Source organism: Pantoea sp. AG1095 (assembly GCF_003208415.1).
GTDB lineage: Bacteria > Pseudomonadota > Gammaproteobacteria > Enterobacterales > Enterobacteriaceae > Pantoea > Pantoea leporis.
In genome coordinates, this window is record NZ_QKMJ01000015.1 from 63,533 (window position 1) to 84,081 (window position 20,549).

The window sequence follows — 20,549 nt, forward strand, 5'->3', positions numbered from 1 at the left end:
ATCAACTAACTACCCAATGTCGTCAAGGACGAAGTTCGATGCAAACAGGAATTTGCTTCGTATCTCACAATCTGACCGCAATCAAAGGGAAATACGAATCATGCGCATTATTATTTACACCAAAGACAACTGTGTCCAGTGCAATGCGACAAAAAATGCCATGGACCGCAAAGGTATCGACTATCAGCTGATCAACCTTGATACCCAACCTGAAGCCATCGACAACCTCAAATCTCTCGGCTATCGCCAGGTGCCAGTGGTGATGACGCAAGACGATCACTGGAGTGGCTTCCGTCCCGACAAAATTGCCAGCCTGAGCCAGCTCGCGGCCGTCGGGGGATAAGCCATGTTTCCACTGGTCTATTTCTCTAGCCAGTCGGAAAACACGCACCGATTCATCACGCGTCTTGGGCTGCCTGCCCGCCGCATTCCGGTTGACGGCAAGCAGCGCCTGCATATCGAACAGCCCTACATTTTAGTGGTGCCGAGCTACGGCGGCGGCAGTTCGCGCGGTGCGGTGCCGAGACAAGTGATTCAATTCCTCAATGATGATGCCAACCGACGCGGGATTCGCGGGGTGATCGCTGCCGGTAACCGCAACTTCGGTGAAGGCTATTGCCTGGCGGGCGACATCATTGCGCAGAAATGTCAGGTTCCCTATCTCTACCGCTTTGAGCTGATGGGAACCCCCGACGATATCGCTAATGTAAAAGCGGGAGTGACCCAATTTTGGCAACGACAGACACCCTAAACAGCTCGCTGACTGATTACCACGCGCTTAACGCGATGCTGAACCTGTATGACGCCGATGGCCGCATCCAGTTCAGTAAAGATCACGAAGCGACGCGCCAGTTCTTCCTGCAGCATGTACAACCCAATACCGTGCAGTTTGCCTCGGCAGGCGAGCGCCTGCGCTATCTGGTGGCCGAAGGCTACTACGAAGCCGAGGTGCTGAATCAGTACGCTTTCGATTTCCTGTGTCAGCTGCACGATGAAGCTGATGCGGCAGGTTTCGCCTTTCACACCTTCCTCGGGGCGTGGAAGTTTTACACCAGCTACACGTTGAAAACCTTCGACGGCAAACGCTATCTGGAAACCTTCGAACAGCGCGCCTGCATGGTGGCGCTGACGCTGGCACGCGGCAATGAAACCTTAGCGCGCGAGCTGCTGGCGGAAATGCTGAGCGGTCGCTTCCAGCCGGCTACGCCAACTTTCCTTAACTGCGGTAAGCAGCAGCGCGGCGAGCTGGTCTCCTGCTTCCTGCTGCGCATCGAAGACAACATGGAATCGATTGGTCGCGCGGTGAACTCGGCGCTGCAACTGTCGAAACGCGGCGGCGGCGTAGCGTTCCTGCTCTCCAATTTGCGTGAATCAGGCGCGCCGATTAAGCGCATTGAGAACCAGTCGTCCGGCGTAATTCCGGTGATGAAGATGCTGGAAGATGCGTTCTCCTACGCTAACCAGCTGGGTGCACGTCAGGGCGCAGGTGCGGTGTGGCTGAATGCGCATCACCCGGATATTTTCCGCTTTCTCGATACCAAACGTGAAAACGCCGACGAGAAGATCCGCATCAAAACGCTGTCGCTCGGCGTGGTGATCCCGGATATCACCTTCCAGCTGGCGAAAGAGAATCGCGATATGGCGCTGTTCTCGCCGTACGATGTCGAGCGCATCTACGGCAAAGCCTTTGGTGATATCAGCATCAGCGAGCATTACGACGAGATGCTGGCGGACGATCGCATCACCAAAACCTACATCAAGCCGCGCGATTTCTTCCAGACGCTGGCGGAGATTCAGTTTGAATCCGGCTACCCGTACATCATGTTTGAAGACAGCGTGAACCGCAGCAACCCGATTGCCGGGCGCATCAACATGAGTAATCTCTGTTCCGAGATTTTGCAGGTTAACAGCGCCAGCGAGTTCAATGACGATCTCAGCTATCGTCGCGTCGGCAAAGATATCTCCTGCAACCTCGGCTCGCTCAACATTGCGCATGCCATGGATTCGCGCAATCTGGCGCAAACCGTGGAAACCGCCGTGCGTGCACTGACCGCCGTTTCCGAGATGAGTGAGATCAATTCGGTGCCTTCGGTGGCGGAAGGCAATCGCCGCTCGCACGCGATTGGCCTCGGTCAGATGAACCTGCATGGTTATCTGGCGCGCGAAGGCATGGCGTACGGTTCAGAAGAGGCGCTGGATTTCACCAATCTCTATTTCTATTGCGTCACCTATCACGCCGTGCGCACCTCGAATCTGCTGGCGCAGGAGCATCAGAAGAGTTTCGACGGTTTCGCCGAGTCGAAATACGCCAGCGGCAGTTACTTCGATAAATATGTCGAACAGCGCTGGCTGCCGCGCACCGCGCGCGTGGCAAAACTGTTCGCCGATGCCGGACTGACTCTGCCAACGCAGGCCGACTGGCAAGCGCTGCGTGCAGCGGTGATGCAACATGGGCTGTACAACCAGAACCTGCAGGCGATTCCGCCCACCGGTTCGATCTCGTACATCAACCATGCGACCTCCAGCATTCACCCGATTGTGTCGCGCATTGAGATCCGTAAAGAGGGCAAAACTGGCCGCGTCTACTATCCGGCACCGTTTATGACCAACGACAATCTCGACCTCTATCAGGATGCGTACTCCATTGGGCCGGAAGCGATTATTGATACCTACGCCGAAGCCACGCAGCACGTCGATCAAGGCCTGTCGCTGACGCTGTTCTTCCGCGACGACGTCACCACGCGCGATATCAACAAAGCGCAGATCTACGCGTGGAAAAAAGGCATCAAAACGCTCTATTACATCCGTCTGCGCCAGATGGCGCTTCAAGGCACCGAGGTGCAGGGCTGCGTCTCCTGCTCACTGTGATGAAAACTATGCAACTAAAACAAATTCAAGCCATTAACTGGAACCGCATCCAGGACGAAAAAGACCTCGAAGTGTGGAACCGACTGACCAGTAATTTCTGGCTGCCGGAAAAAGTGCCGCTCTCCAACGATTTGCCAGCGTGGCAGTCGCTGGACCACCAGCAACAGCAGCTGACTATTCGGGTGTTTACCGGATTGACGCTGCTCGACACCATCCAGAACGTGATTGGTGCGCCTGGCCTGATGGAAGATGCGATTACGCCACACGAGGAAGCTGTGCTGTCGAACGTCTCCTTTATGGAAGCAGTGCATGCGCGTTCGTACAGTTCGATTTTCTCCACGCTGTGTAACACCGCAGATGTCGATGCGGCGTACCGCTGGAGTGAAGAGAATGAAGCGTTGCAGAACAAGGCGAAGATTGTGCTGGAGCACTATCGCGCCGAGGATCCGCTCAAGAAGAAAATCGCCAGCGTGTTCCTTGAATCGTTCCTGTTCTACTCCGGTTTCTGGCTGCCGATGTATTGGTCGAGCCGTGGCAAGCTGACCAACACCGCAGATCTGATTCGCCTGATCATTCGCGACGAAGCGGTACACGGCTACTACATCGGCTATAAGTACCAAAAGTCGCTGGAAAACGTCGATGCTGGCCGCCGCGAGGAGTTGCAGCAGTTTGCGATTGATTTGCTGCTGGCGCTGTACGAAAACGAAGTGGTGTATACCGAAGCGTTGTACGGTGAAGTCGGTTGGGCGGAAGAGGTGAAAACCTTCCTGCACTACAACGCCAATAAAGCGCTAATGAACCTCGGCTACGAAGCGCTGTTCCCGGCCGAACTGACCGCCGTGAACCCGGCGATTTTGTCCGCGCTGTCGCCCAACGCCGATGAAAACCACGACTTCTTCTCAGGTTCAGGCTCCTCTTATGTAATGGGGAAAGCCGTGGAAACCGAAGACGAAGACTGGAATTTTTAATACGCGTCATAGTTCGCGTTGCCTGGAGGCACCTACTTTTGGCACAGCAGCGTTGACTGCGCCCACTCTTCCCAGTCCCATAGTTCACTATGCTGCTGGGTCGAGTGGGCTTGTCGCCTTGCTGTGACGCGAATTATTTAGCGTATTGATTCAGTGATAATTATTTTTTAAACCAATCTTATTTCCGCTCTTCTCACCCATTTATTTCACTTATATTTCTTCTTTTTGGATTGATTTTCGGCCGCTCTGCACCAGAAACAGTCTGAAACGCACATAAATTCACTTCTCAAATGCAAAAAATTAATCCGCGCGCATCCCTTGTGAGCACTGGCGATTTTAGCGATTGACTGCTGCGCGCGCCGCCGAATATCGCCCTTCAGGGTTGTCAGATAATTTCACTATGTTAGGGTATAGGGCGCTTAATTTTACTCAGGACCACAACAAGAAATAGTTAAACATTTAACCGGGAAATTAATTACTGCATGGCAATTAAACTCGAAGTAAAGAATTTATATAAGGTATTTGGGGATAATCCCGAAAAGGCATTTAAGCTGATCGATAAAGGCGAAAGCAAAGAGAGTATTCTGGCAAAAACCGGCCTCTCTGTTGGCGTCAAAAATGCCAGTCTGGCCATTGAAGAAGGCGAGATCTTCGTCATCATGGGGCTTTCAGGTTCAGGTAAGTCCACCATGGTTCGCCTTCTCAATCGTCTGATCGAGCCCACTCGCGGCCAGGTAATCATAGACGGTGTCGATATTGCCAAAATATCGGAATCAGAACTGCGTGAAGTCCGCAGAAATAAGATCAGTATGGTATTTCAATCCTTCGCGCTGATGCCACACATGACTGTGCTAAATAATGCCGCCTTTGGCATGGAATTAGCCGGCATTCCTTTAGCCGAACGTCAGGAAAAAGCGCTGGAAGCATTGCGTCAGGTTGGCCTGGATAATTACGCCCACTCTTATCCCGATGAACTTTCTGGCGGTATGCGTCAACGCGTTGGATTAGCCCGTGCATTGGCGATTAATCCTGATATTTTATTAATGGATGAAGCTTTCTCAGCACTTGATCCGTTGATTCGTACCGAAATGCAGGATGAACTGGTAAAACTGCAGGCCAAACATCAGCGTACCATTGTATTTATTTCTCACGACCTCGATGAAGCGATGCGTATTGGCGACCGCATTGCCATTATGCAGGGCGGCGAAGTGGTACAGGTCGGCACGCCGGATGAAATCCTCAATAATCCTGCCAATGATTATGTGCGCACCTTCTTCCGCGGCGTCGATATTAGTCACGTGTTTAGCGCCAAAGATATTGCGCGTCGCAGTGCGGGTTCACTGATCCGCAAAGCCGCCGGTTTTGGTCCGCGATCCGCCATCAAGCTGCTGCAGGATGAAGATCGCGAATATGGCTACGTGCTGGAGAAACAGAAGTTTGTTGGCGTGGTGTCCACCGATTCATTGAAAGCCGCGCTGGCGGCCGGTGAAGGGCTGGATAGCGCGCTGCTCGACACGCCCTTAGCGGTTCCTGCCGATACCTCCCTGAACGATCTGCTGTCGCATGTGGCACAAGCGCCCTGCGCCGTGCCGGTAGTCAGCGAAGAGAATCAGTACGTCGGTATCATTTCGAAAAGCATGCTGTTGCGTGCTTTAGACCGTGAAGGAGCCTAATCATGAGCGAACAAACAGCGAATCCGTGGGAAAGCGCCAGCCAAACCACCCAGCAACCTGCCACCACTGATACCAGCCCCGCCGCCAGCAGCAGCGATCCCTGGGCGAGTGGCGGTGCCGCGCCTGCAGATAGCAGCTCCGGCAGCGCCGATGCATGGGGTGATCCCTCCGCCGCCAGCAGCGGTGGCCACGATGCCGCCAGCAATGCTGCCAGCAGCAGCGACTGGCTGAGCAGCGCACCCGCTCCCGCGCCGGAACATTTCAACCTCATGGACCCGTTCCATAAAACCTGGATTCCGCTTGATAGCTGGGTGACTGAAGGCATTGATTGGGTGGTCAGCCATTTCCGCCCGGTGTTTCAGGGCATTCGCGTGCCGGTGGATTACATCCTCAGCGCGTTCCAGCAGTTACTGCTCGGCATGCCCGCGCCGGTAGCGATTGTGGTGTTCGCACTGATCGCCTGGCAGATTGCCAGCCCGGCGATGGGGATTGCTACGCTGGTCTCGCTGATTGCCATTGGCGCGATTGGTGCCTGGTCGCAGGCGATGGTGACGCTGGCGCTGGTGCTAACCGCCCTGCTGTTCTGCATCATCATCGGCTTGCCGCTCGGCATCTGGCTGGCGCGCAGTGAACGTGCCGCGCGCATTATTCGTCCGCTGCTAGATGCGATGCAGACCACGCCAGCCTTCGTCTATCTGGTGCCGATCGTCATGCTGTTTGGTATCGGCAACGTGCCGGGCGTAGTGGTGACCATTATCTTTGCGCTGCCGCCGATTGTGCGCCTCACCATTCTTGGCATTAAGCAGGTGCCAGCCGACCTGATTGAAGCGAGTGAATCCTTCGGTGCCAGCCCGCGTCAGATGCTGTTCAAAGTGCAGCTGCCGCTGGCGATGCCGACCATCATGGCTGGCGTAAACCAGACGCTGATGCTGGCGCTGTCGATGGTGGTGATCGCCTCGATGATCGCGGTTGGCGGTCTCGGTCAGATGGTGCTGCGCGGCATTGGTCGCCTGGATATGGGCCTCGCCACCGTCGGCGGCGTGGGCATCGTGATCCTCGCCATTATCCTCGATCGCTTGACGCAGTCGATGGGCCGCGACAGCCGCAGCCGTGGCAGCCGTCACTGGTACAGCACTGGCCCGCTCGGTCTGCTGATGCGCCCTTTCAGTAAAAAAGCCTGATTTCAATGGGCGGTCCGCTGCGGCCGCCCGTCTTCGACGTAACACGTAAAATAAGGAATGACTATGCGCAAGACAGCTCTCATCGCCGCCGTCCTGACGACGTTCGCCGCGACGCACGTGTCCGCCGCCGACCTGCCCGGTAAAGGCATCACCGTTAAACCGACGCAGAGTACCATCTCTGAAGAGACCTTCCAGACGCTGCTGGTAAGCCGCGCGCTGGAGAAACTCGGCTATACCGTTGAGAAGCCAAGCGAGATTGATTACAACGTGGCGTACACCACCATCGCAGCCGGTGATGCCACCTTTATTGCCACCAACTGGCAACCGCTGCACGACGATATGTATAAAGCCGCGGGCGGCGATGCGAAGTTTTATCGCCAGGGCACTTACGTCGGTGGCGCGGCTCAGGGTTACCTGATCGATAAGAAAACCGCCGAGCAGTATCACATCACCAATATTGAACAGCTGAAAGATCCCAAGATCGCCAAACTGTTTGATACCAATGGTGATGGTAAAGCGGATTTGACCGGCTGTACGCCAGGCTGGGGCTGTGAAGCGGTGATTAATCACCAGATTGATGCCTACAAGCTGAGCAACACCGTGGAGCACAATCAGGGCAACTACTCGGCGATGATTGCCGATACCATCACGCGCTTTAAACAGGGCAAACCGGTGTTCTATTACACCTGGACGCCGTATTGGGTCAGCGACGTGCTGAAGCCGGGTAAAGATGTGGTATGGCTGCAGGTACCGTTCTCTTCACTGCCGGGCGAGCAGAGCAAAGTCGATACCAAGCTGGCGAACGGGGCTAACTACGGTTTCCCGGTGAACACCATGCATATCGTCGCCAACAAAGCCTGGACCGAGAAAAATCCGGCCGCGGCAAAGCTGTTTGCTGAGATGAAGCTGCCGATTGGCGACATCAACGCCGAGAATGCGGCGATGCATGCGGGCCATGCTTCTGAAGCCGATATCAATGGCCACGTTGATGGCTGGATCAAAGGTCACCAGGCGGAATTCGATAAGTGGATTCAGGACGCACTGGCGGCAGCGAAGTAACGCATTTACATTAGCGTTGGTATTGTAGCGGCGCGATTTATCGCGCCGTTTTTCATGGAATAATTCCACTTCAGGAACTCAGCGTAATAAATTGCGCCGCTACGGCAAATGGCTGCCTTCCCCTTTTCCTTTCCCCCAATAAGCGAAGCGTGCGCTATAGCGCACTGGTACGTCCTGTTAATTAACACACCATTGAAATAATTTTTTCGGTTACTATTACCTACAAATGATTATCTCTCTTATCCGCACGCAATGACTGCTTCCCGTTTAGCGATCAAATTCCATCACTTTGGCTGGTGTCGCATTCGCGCGGGCGTTGTTAAGAGCATGTTAATCAACACCTTGATTTACGTAGACAAGCGGCGCGCGAAAAGTGTTTAGAAATCGTAAAGATGGTTCTAAACCGCTGAGCAATACTATTCATTAATGATTGGGTTTGTTATGGTTAGCAGCGCAGTTATTCACCAGAGTTATTTTTTCTCGCGAAATTATTTATCTGTAAAAAGGTTTCCCGAGATGAATTGATGGCATCGGCTGCCTGTATGTTCAGGTGGGATGTCAGGTCAAAATGCCCAGGGTTAAGGAACAACCTGGAATGTCAGATGTTGACTATGTGATCGTGCTAACAATCACCTGCGGAAATTGTGACTACGCTTAATCTGTCACCATCATTACTATACCAGTTGCAACTAAGAGGTTTTTTTAAAATGGAAAGTTCGTTTACTCCCATTGAACAGATGCTTAACATCCGTGCTAACCGCCATAAAGATTTTCCGCTGCAGGAGATCATTTTGACCCGCTTGTGCATGCACATGCAGGGTAAACTGCTGGATAATCGCAACAAAATGTTGAAGGCGCAGGGAATTAACGAGACCTTATTCATGGCGCTGATTACTCTTGATGCACAGGAAAATCAGAGCATTCAGCCTTCAGAACTGAGTTCTGCCCTCGGCTCTTCACGCACCAATGCCACGCGTATCGCTGATGAGCTGGAGAAGCGCGGCTGGATCGAACGTCGTGAAAGCGAGAACGACCGTCGCTGCCTGCATCTGCATTTGACCGAAAAAGGCAATGAATTCCTGCGCCAGCTGCTGCCACCGCAGCATCAGAGCCTGCAATACCTGTGGTCTTCGCTCTCTACTAACGAGCAGGATCAGCTGGAATCGATTACCCGTAAGTTACTTAACCGTCTCGATAAAATGGACGAAGATCAGGTTATCGCTTCCCTGTCGCGCTAATAGCAAGAAGTGCGACACAATCACCTTCCGAAATCGCTATTTTAATCCCCTTTTGTCCGGCCAGCGCTTAAGTGCTGGCTTTTTTGACTCGGGCAACCGTGTTGAAGGATCGGCACATCCCGACTAAATGGAAAACGTGGAGAACGACATGAGTGCGACAGCGGAAGCTCAAAGCCCGCAACAGCCAGCGAATAAAAAGAAGAAGCGCAAAGGTGTGCTGATCCTGCTGGCTATCGTGTTTGTAATTATTGGTGTTTCGTATCTGGCTTACTGGTATTTGGTGCTGCGTCACTTCCAGGAAACCGATGATGCGTACGTGGCGGGCAACCAGGTGCAGGTGATGGCGCAGGTTTCCGGCAGCGTAAATAAAGTGTGGTTTGATAATACCGACGTGGTGAAGAAAGGCGACGTCCTGGTGTCGCTGGATAAAACCGATGCCGAGCAGGCGTTTGAAAAAGCGCAGACCGCGTTGGCCACCAGCGTGCGTCAAACCCACCAGCTGATGATCAATGGCAAACAGTATCAAGCCACCATCAAGCTGCAGCAAACCGCGCTGGAACAGGCCGAAGCTGACCTGAAACGCCGCGAGCCGTTGGGCGCGTCTAATCTGATTGGCCGCGAAGAGCTGCAACACTCGCGTGATGCCGTGGCGACAGCCAAAGCGCAGCTGGATGTGGCAGTGCAGCAATACAACGCTAACCAGGCGATGATTCTGAATACCTCGCTGGAAAATCAGCCCGCGGTACAGCAGAGTGCGGCTGAGCTGCGCGATGCCTGGCTGGCGCTGCAGCGTACTGAAATCCGTAGCCCGATTGATGGCTTCATTTCACGTCGCAGCGTACAGGTTGGCTCGCAAATCTCCACCACCACCCCGCTGTTGGCGGTGGTGCCGTCCACTAATCTGTGGATCGATGCAAACTTCAAAGAGACCCAGCTTGCAGGTGTCCGTATCGGCCAATCGGCCACGGTGATCAGTGATATCTACGGCGATGACGTCGAGTATCACGGCAAAGTGGTGGGTCTGGATATGGGTACCGGCAGCGCCTTCTCGCTGCTGCCTGCGCAGAACGCCACCGGTAACTGGATCAAAGTGGTCCAGCGTCTGCCGGTGCGTATCGAGCTGGATCCGAAACAAGTGGCGGAACATCCGCTGCGTATCGGCCTCTCCACGCTGGTGAAAGTGGATACCCAAAACAAAGAGGGTGCCACGCTGGCCAGCACCGTGCGTTCGCAAGCCGCGTATGAAAGTAATGCGTTGGCAATCGACCTCGCGCCGGTTAACCAGCTGATTACTGACATCGTTCGTGCCAACGCTGACTAACGCCGCGGGAGGCTGTTATGGCACAAAAACCGCTTGAAGGTGCGCCGTTAGTCCTGATGACCATCGCCCTGTCGCTGGCGACGTTCATGCAGGTACTCGACTCCACCATCGCTAACGTGGCGATTCCGACCATCGCCGGTAACCTCGGTGCCTCGAACTCGCAGGGCACCTGGGTGATTACCTCTTTCGGGGTGGCAAACGCCATCTCGATTCCGATAACCGGTTGGCTGGCCAAGCGCATCGGTGAAGTGAAGCTGTTTACCTGGTCGACCATCCTGTTTGTATTGGCGTCCTGGGCTTGCGGCATGTCCGAAAGCCTGGAGATGCTGATCTTCTTCCGCGTCATTCAGGGCGTGGTTGCCGGTCCGCTGATTCCGCTGTCGCAGAGTTTGCTGCTGAACAACTATCCGCCAGCGAAACGCAGCGTGGCGCTTTCGCTGTGGGCGATGACGGTGATTGTGGCACCGATCTGCGGTCCGATTCTCGGCGGCTGGATCAGCGATAACTATCACTGGGGCTGGATCTTCTTCATCAACGTACCGATTGGTTTGGTGGTGGTGTTACTGACGCTGCAAACGCTGCGTGGACGTGAAACCAAAACCGAAATCCGCCGGATCGATATGGTGGGGTTGGTACTGCTGGTGGTGGGCATTGGCTCGCTGCAGGTGATGCTGGATCGCGGAAAAGAGCTCGACTGGTTTAGCTCAACCGAGATCATTGTGCTGATGGTGGTCGCCGTGGTGGCGCTGCTGGTGTTGCTGGTGTGGGAGCTCACCGACGACCATCCGATAGTCGATTTGTCGTTGTTCAAGATGCGCAACTTCACCATCGGCTGTTTGTCGATTAGCCTGGCCTATATGCTTTACTTCGGCTCGATAGTGTTGCTGCCGCAGCTGTTACAGGAGGTATATGGCTACACCGCCACCTGGGCCGGATTGGCGTCGGCGCCGGTGGGGATTCTGCCGGTGATCCTGTCGCCGATCATTGGCCGCTTCGCCCACAAGCTGGATATGCGTAAGCTGGTGACCTTCAGCTTCATCATGTATGCCGTCTGTTTCTACTGGCGCGCCTACACGTTTGAGCCGGGAATGGATTTTGGTGCATCAGCGTGGCCGCAGTTTATTCAGGGCTTTGCGGTGGCGTGCTTCTTTATGCCGCTCACCACCATTACGCTGTCAGGCTTACCGCCAGAACGTATGGCGGCGGCATCAAGCCTGTCAAACTTCGTGCGTACGCTGGCAGGTTCCATCGGTACTTCGATTACTACCACCATGTGGAGTAACCGTGAATCGATGCATCATAGCTATCTGTCGGAGTCGGTGAATCCGTACAACGTCAATTCACAGCAGATGTATGACCAGTTGCAAAGCATGGGCATGACCCAGCAGCAGGCCTCGGCATATATCGCGCAGCAAATTACCAATCAGGGTCTGATTATTTCGGCGAATGAGATCTTCTGGGCATCGGCGGGCGTGTTCTTGATCTTGCTGGTGCTGGTGTGGTTTGCGCGTCCACCATTTGGTGCGGGCAGTGGCGGCGGTGGTGCTCACTAAGCGAGACAAACAAAAACGGGCCTTGCGGCCCGTTTTTTTATGCGTTCTGACGCCACCATTCGGCGAGCAGAATACCGGTCGCCACTGACACGTTGAGGCTTTCAACGTTGCCGGTGCCACCAATCGACAGGCTGAGATCGCCCTGCTGGAAAGCGCTGTCTGACAGACCTTCGCTCTCCTGACCTAACACCAGCACCATTTTGGCAGGCAGCTCGGCTTTCGCCAGCGGTGTGCCTTCGTGGCTTGAGGTGGTTACGATGGTGTAACCCGCTTTACGGAACGCTTCCAGACCTTCGGCAAAGCTTTCGCCGCTGATCGCCTGTACGTGCTCAGCGCCACCTTCGGCGGTACGTACTGCCGCACCCGATTCCAGCAGCGAAGCATCATTCACCAGCAAACCTTTCACACCGAAGTGCGCGCAGCTACGCATAATGCCGCCGAGGTTGTGCGGGTTGCTGACATCTTCCAGCGCCAGCACGCAATCTTTGGTGGGGGCCTTGGTCAGCCACTCGGTAACCGGCATGCCCATACGTTTTTTGATGATGAAGCACACGCCACCGTGGTGTTCAGTACCTGAAGCTTTGGTCAGCTCAGCATCTTCAACCACATGATAGGCTTTGCGGTTGGCCGCCAGCCAGCGCAGGGTTTCACGGAAACGCGGTGTTACGCTCTGAATAAACCAGGCGCGCACGATGCTTTCCGGACGGCTCAGGAACAGCGCCTGACAGGCATTTTCACCGTAGACGCGCGTCTCTTCCTGACGCTGACGGCGAATCTGCTCGGGATCGATGACCGGCTTGTTCGCGGCATCATCCAGTTGACTATCATCCGCGACCGGCGGACGAGAAACGGTGCGCCACGGCGAATCACCGAAGCTGCGGTTGTCGTCACCACGATCGTCACGACGACCAAAGCTGCGACCGCGTTCGGTATTACTCGCACCGCGCGGTGCCGAGCTGCGTGCGCCGCCACGGCCACCTTCTTCATTATTACGTGCACCGCTGCGAGGACCAGAACGACGATTATCTTCCTGGCGCGCAGCAGGACGGCCGCCTTTGCCGGTACGGGGATTCGGCTTTTGACCACTCTCCTCATCACGTACGTACATCACTTTTACCTTGCCGCTTTTGCCTTTAAATTCGTCGTTCATCTGTTCCTCCAGCATTGAGAGCGCGAAGATTACCTGATGTGTCCGTGCTTAGCTATCAACTATTGAACCTATTGGGCAATCCAGATTGAGCATAGCACTCAACCTTTTCATAATGTCCGGCAATCATCAGATTTACAGGTCCGGGTTGAGGTAAATATGAATACAGTTTGTGCCTCCTGTCAGGCAACCAACCGCGTGCCCGAGTCGCGCATGGCTGATGGAGCAAAATGTGGTCGTTGCGGCGGCGAGCTATTCAACGGTGAAGTCGCCAACGCGACCGCAGCCACGCTGGATAAGTATCTGCAAGACGATCTGCCGGTGGTGATCGACTTCTGGGCGCCGTGGTGCGGCCCGTGCGTTAACTTCGCACCGGTGTTTAAAGATGTCGCCGACGAGCGGCGCGGCAAGGTGCGCTTCGTGAAAGTGAATACCGAAGCCGAACCCGCGCTTAGTTCGCGTTTCCGCATTCGCAGCATTCCTACGATTATGCTGTTCAAGAACGGCGAGATGGTCGACATGCTGAACGGCGCAATGCCGAAAGCGCCCTTCAACGAGTGGCTCGACGAATCGCTGTAAACCGCTGATGGCCAGCCGCGTGCTGGCCTTCCTTATTACCTTTCCCGGCTAATTCCATTACACTGGCGTTTTTTCTCCTGCCTGCGAATTTATGTTTGAAAATGCCGTTCTGCGCTTACGTGCGCAACGTTTAGCGCGCGCCACGCGCCCGTTTCTTGCGCGCGGTAATCGTGTCATTCGTTGCCAACGCTGCCTGCTGCCGCAGAAAAACTGTCTGTGCGCCACCATCCAGCCTCAGCAAGCGCGCAGTCGCTTCTGTCTGGTGATGTTCGATACCGAGCCGATGAAGCCGAGCAATACCGGAAGGTTAATCGCCGATGTGTTGCCGGACACCGAGGCGTTTGGCTGGTCACGCACCGAGCCGGATGCCGCGCTGCTGGCGGCGGTGAAGAACGCGCATTATCAGCCACTGGTGGTTTTCCCTGCGTCTTACGCAGATGCCGATCGCGAAGTGCTTACCAGCCCGCCGCTTACCGGCAAACCGCCGCTGTTTATTATGCTCGACGGCACCTGGACTGAAGCGCGCAAGATGTTCCGCAAAAGTCCGTGGCTGGATGCGTTGCCGGTGATGTCGCTCAACGTGTCTGCGCCCTCGCGCTACACGCTGCGCGAGGCCCACGGCGAAGGCCAGCACTGCACCGCCGAAGTTGCTGCCGCGCTGCTGGAACAGGCCGGGGATCTCGCCGCCGCCGCAGAATTGCAGCACTATTTCGCCCGCTTCCGTCATGCTTATCTGGCGGGGAAACCGCATCATCCGATTCATGCTCTGGAAGAAGCATTGAGTAGCGGAATCTGAAGCTGGCTCTCAGCCTGCGATCGGTGAATCGGCACGCGCGTTAAAAAGCGTTTACAATCATGCCAATCTTGATAGCAGGAGCGGATGATGAGCCAACGCGGACTGGAAGCGCTGTTACGACCTAAATCAATCGCGGTAATCGGTGCGTCAATTACACCGGGGCGCGCCGGCTACTTTATGATGCGTAACCTGCTGGCCGGTGGATTTAGCGGTCCGGTATTGCCGGTGACGCCGAAGTATAAAGCGGTGAGCGGCGTGCTGGCATGGCCGGATATCGCCAGCCTGCCCTTCGCGCCCGATCTCGCCATCATCTGTACCCACGCCAAACGTAATCTCGAACTGCTGCAACAACTGGGCGAAAAAGGTTGTAAGGCCTGTATTATTCTCTCGGCGCCATCCAGCCAGTTGGAAGAGCTGAAAGCCTGCGCCAGTCAATGGCAAATTCGCCTGCTTGGGCCCAACAGCTTAGGTTTGCTGGCGCCGTGGCAAGGGTTGAATGCCAGCTTCTCGCCGGTGCCGATTGCTAAAGGCCGCATTGCTTTTATTTCGCAATCTGCTGCGGTCTCTAACACCATTCTCGACTGGGCGCAGCAGCGTAACCTCGGTTTCTCCTGGTTTATCGCCTTGGGTGATAGCCTGGATATCGACGTTGATGATCTGCTGGATTTCCTCGCGCGCGACGGTAAAACCAGCGCCATTCTGCTCTACCTCGAACACCTCAGCGATGCGCGTCGCTTTGTTTCCGCTTCGCGCAGCGCCTCGCGTAATAAACCGATTCTGGTGATAAAAAGTGGTCGCAGCCATCAGGCGCAGGCGATGATCGGTACTCACAGCGGACTGGACGCTGCCTGGGATGCGGCGATTCAGCGCGCCGGTTTACTGCGCGTACAGGATACGCATGAACTGTTTACGGCGGTTGAGTCGCTGAGCCATATGCGTCCATTACGCGGCGATCGACTGATGATCATCAGCAACGGTGCGGCCCCGGCGGCGCTGGCCCTGGATGAACTGTATGCGCGCAACGGTAAGCTGGCGACGCTAAGTGACGAAACATTGCAGGCGCTGGCCACCCTGCTGCCAGAAGGCGTTGGCCGCGGCAATCCGCTGGATTTGAAAGATGACGCGACACCAGCACGCTATGTCGCCTGCATTGAACGGCTGCTCGATAGCCATGAACTTGATGCACTGATGATCATTCATGCGCCAAGCGCCGTTTCACCTTCGAGCGAGACCGCCGAGCAGATTATCGCTGCGGTTGCCAAACATCCGCGTGGCAAGCAAGTCACTTTACTGACGAACTGGTGCGGCGAATACTCTTCGCAGAGCGCACGACGCGCGTTTACTCAGGCTGGTATTCCCACCTGGCGCACACCGGAAGGTACCGTTACCGCTTTCATGCATCAGGTGGAATATCGCCGCAACCAGAAGCAACTGCGTGAGACGCCCGCGCTGCCGATTGGTTTGACGCAGAACAGCGCGCAGGCGCATCAGCTGATTCAGCAAGCGCTGGATAAAGGCATCACCACGCTGGACACACACGAAGTGCAGCCGGTGTTGCAGGCTTATGGCCTGGCGACGCTGCCCACCTGGATTGCCAGCGACAGCGCCGCGGCTGCCAGCATCGCCGATCAGATTGGCTATCCGGTCGCGCTCAAGCTGCGTTCGCCGGATATTCCGCATAAGTCGGAGGTACAAGGCGTAATGCTGTATCTGCGCAGCGCCGCAGAGGTGGAACAAGCGGCTGAAGCCATTTTTGATCGCGTGCGTGAAACCCATCCACATGCGCATGTTGATGGTTTGCTGGTGCAGAGTATGGCGAATCGCGCCGGAGCACAGGAGTTGCGTGTGGTGGTCGAACAGGATCCGCTGTTTGGCCCCATCATCCTGCTGGGCGAAGGCGGCGTGGAGTGGCAGCCCGACAAGCAAGCCGCCGTGGCTTTGCCGCCGCTGAATATGACGCTGGCGCGCTATCTGGTGATTCAGGCGATGAAAAGCGGCAAAGTCCGCAGCCGTAGCGCGTTGCGACCACTGGATATCACCGGGCTTAGCCAGCTGTTAGTGCAGGTTTCAAATCTGGTGGTCGATTGTCCGGAGATTCAGCGCCTGGATATTCATCCGCTGCTGGCATCAGCCGACGAATTCACGCTGCTGGATGTCACGCTGCAGCTGGCGCCTTTTAATGGTGATAACGAAACACGGCTGGCGATTCGTCCTTACCCGCATCATCTTGAAGAGCAGGTGCAGCTGAAAAATGGGCAATATTGCCTGTTCCGCCCGATCCTGCCGGAAAATGAACCGCAGCTGCGCGCCTTTATCGCCCAGGTAACGAAAGAAGATCTCTACTATCGTTACTTCAGTGAAATCAATGAATTCACCCATGAAGATTTGGCGAATATGACGCAAATTGATTACGACCGCGAAATGGCGATTGTCGCTATACGGCAGCACAACGGCGTCGACGAGATCATTGGCGTAACACGTGCGATCTCCGATGCCGATAATATCGATGCTGAATTCTCCGTGCTGGTGCGGTCTGACCTGAAAGGCTTGGGCATGGGCAGGCGCTTACTGGAGAAGATGATTCGCTATACGCGCAATCATGGCCTGCAACAATTGAACGGTATCACCATGCCAAACAATAGCGGCATGATCACGCTGGCGCGAAAGCTCAATTTTCGCGTGAATATTCAACTGGATGATGGCATTGTCAGCCTGAATTTGCCGCTCGGTGATGTCATCAGCTAACCTGTACAGAAAGGTAAAATTCCTCCTCTACAGGCCGGTTGATGGTATTATTTACCGTTAGGATCATGATTTGATGGCAAAAGGCCATGCAATGAACAGAGAAGAAGTGCACTGTGATGTTGTCTAAATTTAAACGTAATAAACACCAACAACACCTCGCACAGCTGCCTAAACTGTCACAATCCGTGTCGGATCTGACGACGCTTTACTCGCCTGCCGAGTTTCGCGAAACCCTGCTGACGAAAATTGCCGCAGCAGAAAAGCGTATCTGTATCACCGCGCTGTATCTGGAGAATGATGACGGCGGCCGGGGAATAATGCAGGCGCTGTACGCAGCGCGTCAGGCACGTCCGGAGCTGGATGTCTGTATTCTGGTTGACTGGCATCGTGCGCAGCGTGGTCGTATTGGCGCTGCTCGCGGCGTGACCAACGCTGACTGGTATTGCGAAATGGCGACTCAGCATCCGGATATCGCTATTCCGGTTTATGGCATTCCGGTTAACACCCGCGAAGCGCTCGGTGTGCTGCATCTGAAAGGGTTTATCATTGATGATACGCTGCTCTACAGCGGCGCGAGCTTGAACGATGTCTATTTGCATCAGCATGATAAATACCGTTATGACCGTTATCAGCTGATCCGCAATCCACAGCTTACCGATACCATGTATGCGTGGATCTGCGAAAATCTCAAGGATTCCGATGCGGTTAACCGGCTCGATAAAACTGAGCGCCCTTCCAGCCCGGAAATCAAAAACGAAACACGTCAGTTCCGTCAGGAGCTGCGCAGCTTTAACTATCAGTTTACCGGCAATGCAGATAATGATTGCCTTGCCGTCACGCCGTTGGTTGGCTTGGGCAAACGTAGCCTGCTGAACAAAACCATTTTCCATTTGATGCCCTGCGCTGAGCGCAAGCTGACGCTGTGTACGCCCTATTTTAACCTGCCGGCCATTCTGGTGCGTAACCTGATTCATTTACTGCGTCAGGGTAAAGAAGTTGAAATCATCATTGGCGACAAAACGGCCAATGACTTCTACATCCCGCCAGAACAGCCGTTCAAGATTATCGGGGCGCTGCCTTATCTATATGAGATTAACCTGCGTCGCTTCCTGAGCCGTTTGCAGTATTACGTCAATAATGGTCAGCTGACGGTACGCTTGTGGAAAGATGGCGAAAACAGTTACCACCTAAAAGGCATTTGGGTAGATGACGAATGGATGATGGTCACTGGCAATAACCTCAATCCTCGGGCGTGGCGACTGGATCTGGAAAATGCGGTGCTGATTCACGATCCGCTGAATCAATTGGCCGAGCAGCGCGAAAAAGAGCTGGCGCTGATTCGTGAGCATACTTCTGTGGTGCAGCATTATCGCGAGCTGGAAAGTATCTCCGATTATCCGGCAAAGGTGCGCAAGCTGATTCGTCGCCTGCGCCGTATTCGCATCGATCGCTTGATTAGCCGTCTGCTATAGCCGATGCGTGCGCCTATCCTCTGCGTGGTTTTGCTGTGTAGTGGATGTGCGCATGTCGCCCAGGATAACTGGACCGGCAAAGACAAAGCGCAACACTACTTCTCTTCTGCTGTTCTGGCTGCTGCAGGAAGCGAGATTTCTCAGCATCAAAATCACAGCCGCGGGCAGAATTTGCGTTTCGGCTTTTTGTTTTCGTTTAGTTTCGGTGTGGGGAAAGAGTTATATGACAGCCGCTCAGCGGGGAGCGGCTGGAGTTGGAAAGATCTTAGCTGGGATGTCGCCGGCGCCGCCAGCGGTATCGCACTGTGGAATCTCAGTCAGTAACTACAGCGCAATCCCCTTCCCTTTGCGATGCAGCATCAGCGATACCAGGAATGCTAAAGCGCCCATTGCCGAAACATACCAGAAGAAGCTGGTTTCAATACCTTCTCTTTTCAGCAGTAAGGCTACGTACTCTGCCGAACCACCAAAAATAGCATTCGCCACCGCATAGGAAAGCCCAACGCCCAGCGCGCGGACTTCTGGCGGGAACATCTCTGCTTTCAAAATGCCACTGATAGCGGTGTAGAAACTGGTGATGATTAGCGCCAGCATGATCAAGGCAAATGCCAGCCAACTGCTTTGCACATTTTGCAGCAGCAGCAGAATCGGAACCGTACAGATAGCTGCCCCGGCACCAAAAATCATCATTGAGGCACGACGACCAATCTTGTCTGACAGCGCGCCAACTATCGGCTGAATCAACATGAATACCAATAAGCAACCGGTCATTAATCCACTGGCACTGCGCGCATCCATCCCGGCAGTATTTACCAGATATTTTTGCATGTAGGTGGTGAAGGTATAGAAGCTTAGCGAACCGCCTGCGGTAAAGCCCAGCACCATCAGAAATGCACGGGTGTGATTGCGCAGTAATCCCGTAATGCTGCCGGCGTCACGATGTTCTCGGTGTTTTTTCTCTGAAGTTTCGTTGAGAGAACGACGCAACCACAATGCCACCACAGCGAGCGCCGCCCCGAGGAAGAACGGAATACGCCAGCCCCAGCTGCGAAGTTCTTCATCGCTGAGAATTTGCTGTAAGACTACAACGGTCAGCACCGCTAACAGTTGGCCGCCGATGAGCGTCACATATTGGAAAGAGGCATAAAATCCTTTTCGTCCTTCCAGTGCTACTTCGCTCATATAAGTGGCGCTGGTACCGTATTCCCCACCAACCGATAATCCCTGAAACATACGTGCCAGCAGAAGAATGACAGGCGCGGCCAGGCCAATTTCTCCGTAGCCCGGTAGACAGGCGATCACTAATGATCCCAGACACATCATGCACACTGAGATCAGCATTGAGGCTTTGCGACCGTGGCGATCGGCAATATAGCCAAATAACCATCCGCCAATCGGACGCATCAGAAAACCAGCTGCGAAGACGCCTGCTGTTTGCAGCAATTGGGTGGTGGTATCACCGCTTGGAAAGAAGACATGGGCAAAATAGAGTGAGAAGAAGGAGTAGACGTAGAAATCGAACCATTCAACTAAGTTGCCGGATGATGCGCCGACAATCGCCCAGATACGCTTTTTACTGTCGGCTGCCGTTTCAGATATAGCCACTTTCTGGTGTTGTGAGTCAGTCATGCTTACCTCTTTTCCTTGCGAATAATTAGCGCCAAAGGATTGAGTAAAGCATCTATTAACTGGTTGCGGGAATTGTCTCTGTTCCTGGATTACAAAATGTGATTGCCGCGAAGTTTTTAGTGCAATTTATTACTGATTTTCATGCAAATTCAGCCATCTACTAGTTTTAATTCGCTATATGCAGATGTAAAAAAGCCCCGGACTTTCGTCCGGGGCTTCTTCACTATTTGATGCCTGGCAGTTCCCTACTCTCGCATGGGGAGGCCCCACACTACCATCGGCGCTACGGCGTTTCACTTCTGAGTTCGGCATGGGGTCAG

General features: G+C 54.5%; 17 protein-coding genes and 1 rRNA gene. 15 read left to right on the forward strand and 3 right to left on the reverse strand.

What is annotated here, in order from left to right; translation table 11 throughout:
* Window positions 1-100: 100 nt before the first annotated feature.
* The 10 genes from nrdH (at window position 101) to emrB (ending at window position 11,861) form a co-directional block, all read left to right on the forward strand.
* Entirely contained in the window at window positions 101-343 is a 243-nt protein-coding gene (gene nrdH, locus DEU53_RS21420) for a glutaredoxin-like protein NrdH (RefSeq protein ID WP_101763439.1), read from the forward strand.
* A gap of 3 nt (window positions 344-346) precedes the next feature.
* Window positions 347-751 (forward strand): class Ib ribonucleoside-diphosphate reductase assembly flavoprotein NrdI, encoded by a 405-nt coding sequence (gene nrdI / locus DEU53_RS21425; protein ID WP_061718050.1) that lies wholly within the window; start codon window positions 347-349, stop codon window positions 749-751.
* A complete protein-coding gene (gene nrdE, locus DEU53_RS21430; protein WP_101763438.1) occupies window positions 730-2,868 on the forward strand; it encodes a class 1b ribonucleoside-diphosphate reductase subunit alpha in 2,139 nt (712 codons plus the stop codon). Before nrdI ends, nrdE begins: the two co-directional genes overlap by 22 nt.
* A gap of 8 nt (window positions 2,869-2,876) precedes the next feature.
* The gene (nrdF, locus tag DEU53_RS21435) at window positions 2,877-3,836 is read left to right on the forward strand and encodes a class 1b ribonucleoside-diphosphate reductase subunit beta (protein WP_110868298.1); all 960 of its coding nucleotides are present in this window, start codon (window positions 2,877-2,879) and stop codon (window positions 3,834-3,836) included.
* Window positions 3,837-4,318: 482 nt separating this feature from the next.
* A complete protein-coding gene (gene proV, locus DEU53_RS21440; RefSeq protein ID WP_101763437.1) occupies window positions 4,319-5,509 on the forward strand; it encodes a glycine betaine/L-proline ABC transporter ATP-binding protein ProV in 1,191 nt (396 codons plus the stop codon).
* A gap of 2 nt (window positions 5,510-5,511) precedes the next feature.
* Window positions 5,512-6,690 (forward strand): glycine betaine/L-proline ABC transporter permease ProW, encoded by a 1,179-nt coding sequence (proW, locus tag DEU53_RS21445; RefSeq protein WP_101763436.1) that lies wholly within the window; start codon window positions 5,512-5,514, stop codon window positions 6,688-6,690.
* 63 nt (window positions 6,691-6,753) lie between these two features.
* The gene (gene proX, locus DEU53_RS21450) at window positions 6,754-7,749 is read left to right on the forward strand and encodes a glycine betaine/L-proline ABC transporter substrate-binding protein ProX (RefSeq protein ID WP_101763435.1); all 996 of its coding nucleotides are present in this window, start codon (window positions 6,754-6,756) and stop codon (window positions 7,747-7,749) included.
* Between the two features lie 707 nt (window positions 7,750-8,456).
* Window positions 8,457-8,987, forward strand: a complete 531-nt coding sequence (gene mprA / locus DEU53_RS21455; protein WP_008101638.1) for a transcriptional repressor MprA — start codon at window positions 8,457-8,459, stop codon at window positions 8,985-8,987.
* Between the two features lie 148 nt (window positions 8,988-9,135).
* Window positions 9,136-10,308 (forward strand): multidrug efflux MFS transporter periplasmic adaptor subunit EmrA, encoded by a 1,173-nt coding sequence (emrA, locus tag DEU53_RS21460; protein WP_110868299.1) that lies wholly within the window; start codon window positions 9,136-9,138, stop codon window positions 10,306-10,308.
* 17 nt (window positions 10,309-10,325) lie between these two features.
* Complete coding sequence (emrB, locus tag DEU53_RS21465; protein ID WP_101763434.1) at window positions 10,326-11,861, forward strand: multidrug efflux MFS transporter permease subunit EmrB; 1,536 nt, start codon at window positions 10,326-10,328, stop codon at window positions 11,859-11,861.
* 37 nt (window positions 11,862-11,898) lie between these two features.
* Here the strand turns inward: emrB and DEU53_RS21470 are convergent, their stop codons facing one another.
* Window positions 11,899-13,011, reverse strand: coding sequence for a tRNA/rRNA methyltransferase (locus DEU53_RS21470; RefSeq protein WP_110868289.1), 1,113 nt, complete (start codon window positions 13,009-13,011; stop codon window positions 11,899-11,901).
* 156 nt (window positions 13,012-13,167) lie between these two features.
* Between DEU53_RS21470 and trxC the strand changes: the two genes are divergently transcribed.
* From trxC to DEU53_RS21495, 5 genes are all read left to right on the forward strand, one after another.
* Window positions 13,168-13,587 (forward strand): thioredoxin TrxC, encoded by a 420-nt coding sequence (trxC, locus tag DEU53_RS21475; protein ID WP_110868290.1) that lies wholly within the window; start codon window positions 13,168-13,170, stop codon window positions 13,585-13,587.
* A 91-nt stretch (window positions 13,588-13,678) separates the two neighbouring features.
* Window positions 13,679-14,383 (forward strand): tRNA-uridine aminocarboxypropyltransferase, encoded by a 705-nt coding sequence (locus DEU53_RS21480; protein WP_110868291.1) that lies wholly within the window; start codon window positions 13,679-13,681, stop codon window positions 14,381-14,383.
* Between the two features lie 87 nt (window positions 14,384-14,470).
* Window positions 14,471-17,128, forward strand: a complete 2,658-nt coding sequence (locus tag DEU53_RS21485) for a bifunctional acetate--CoA ligase family protein/GNAT family N-acetyltransferase (protein ID WP_110868292.1) — start codon at window positions 14,471-14,473, stop codon at window positions 17,126-17,128.
* A 116-nt stretch (window positions 17,129-17,244) separates the two neighbouring features.
* Entirely contained in the window at window positions 17,245-18,600 is a 1,356-nt protein-coding gene (gene pssA, locus DEU53_RS21490; RefSeq protein WP_110868293.1) for a CDP-diacylglycerol--serine O-phosphatidyltransferase, read from the forward strand.
* A 3-nt stretch (window positions 18,601-18,603) separates the two neighbouring features.
* A complete protein-coding gene (locus tag DEU53_RS21495; RefSeq protein ID WP_110868294.1) occupies window positions 18,604-18,924 on the forward strand; it encodes a YfiM family lipoprotein in 321 nt (106 codons plus the stop codon).
* On the opposite strand, the gene DEU53_RS21500 is transcribed toward DEU53_RS21495, so the two are convergent.
* Window positions 18,925-20,229: an MFS family transporter gene (locus DEU53_RS21500; RefSeq protein ID WP_110868295.1), complete on the reverse strand. Its 1,305-nt coding sequence runs from the start codon at window positions 20,227-20,229 to the stop codon at window positions 18,925-18,927.
* Between the two features lie 232 nt (window positions 20,230-20,461).
* A 5S ribosomal RNA gene (gene rrf / locus DEU53_RS21505) occupies window positions 20,462-20,549 on the reverse strand; the annotation flags it as partial.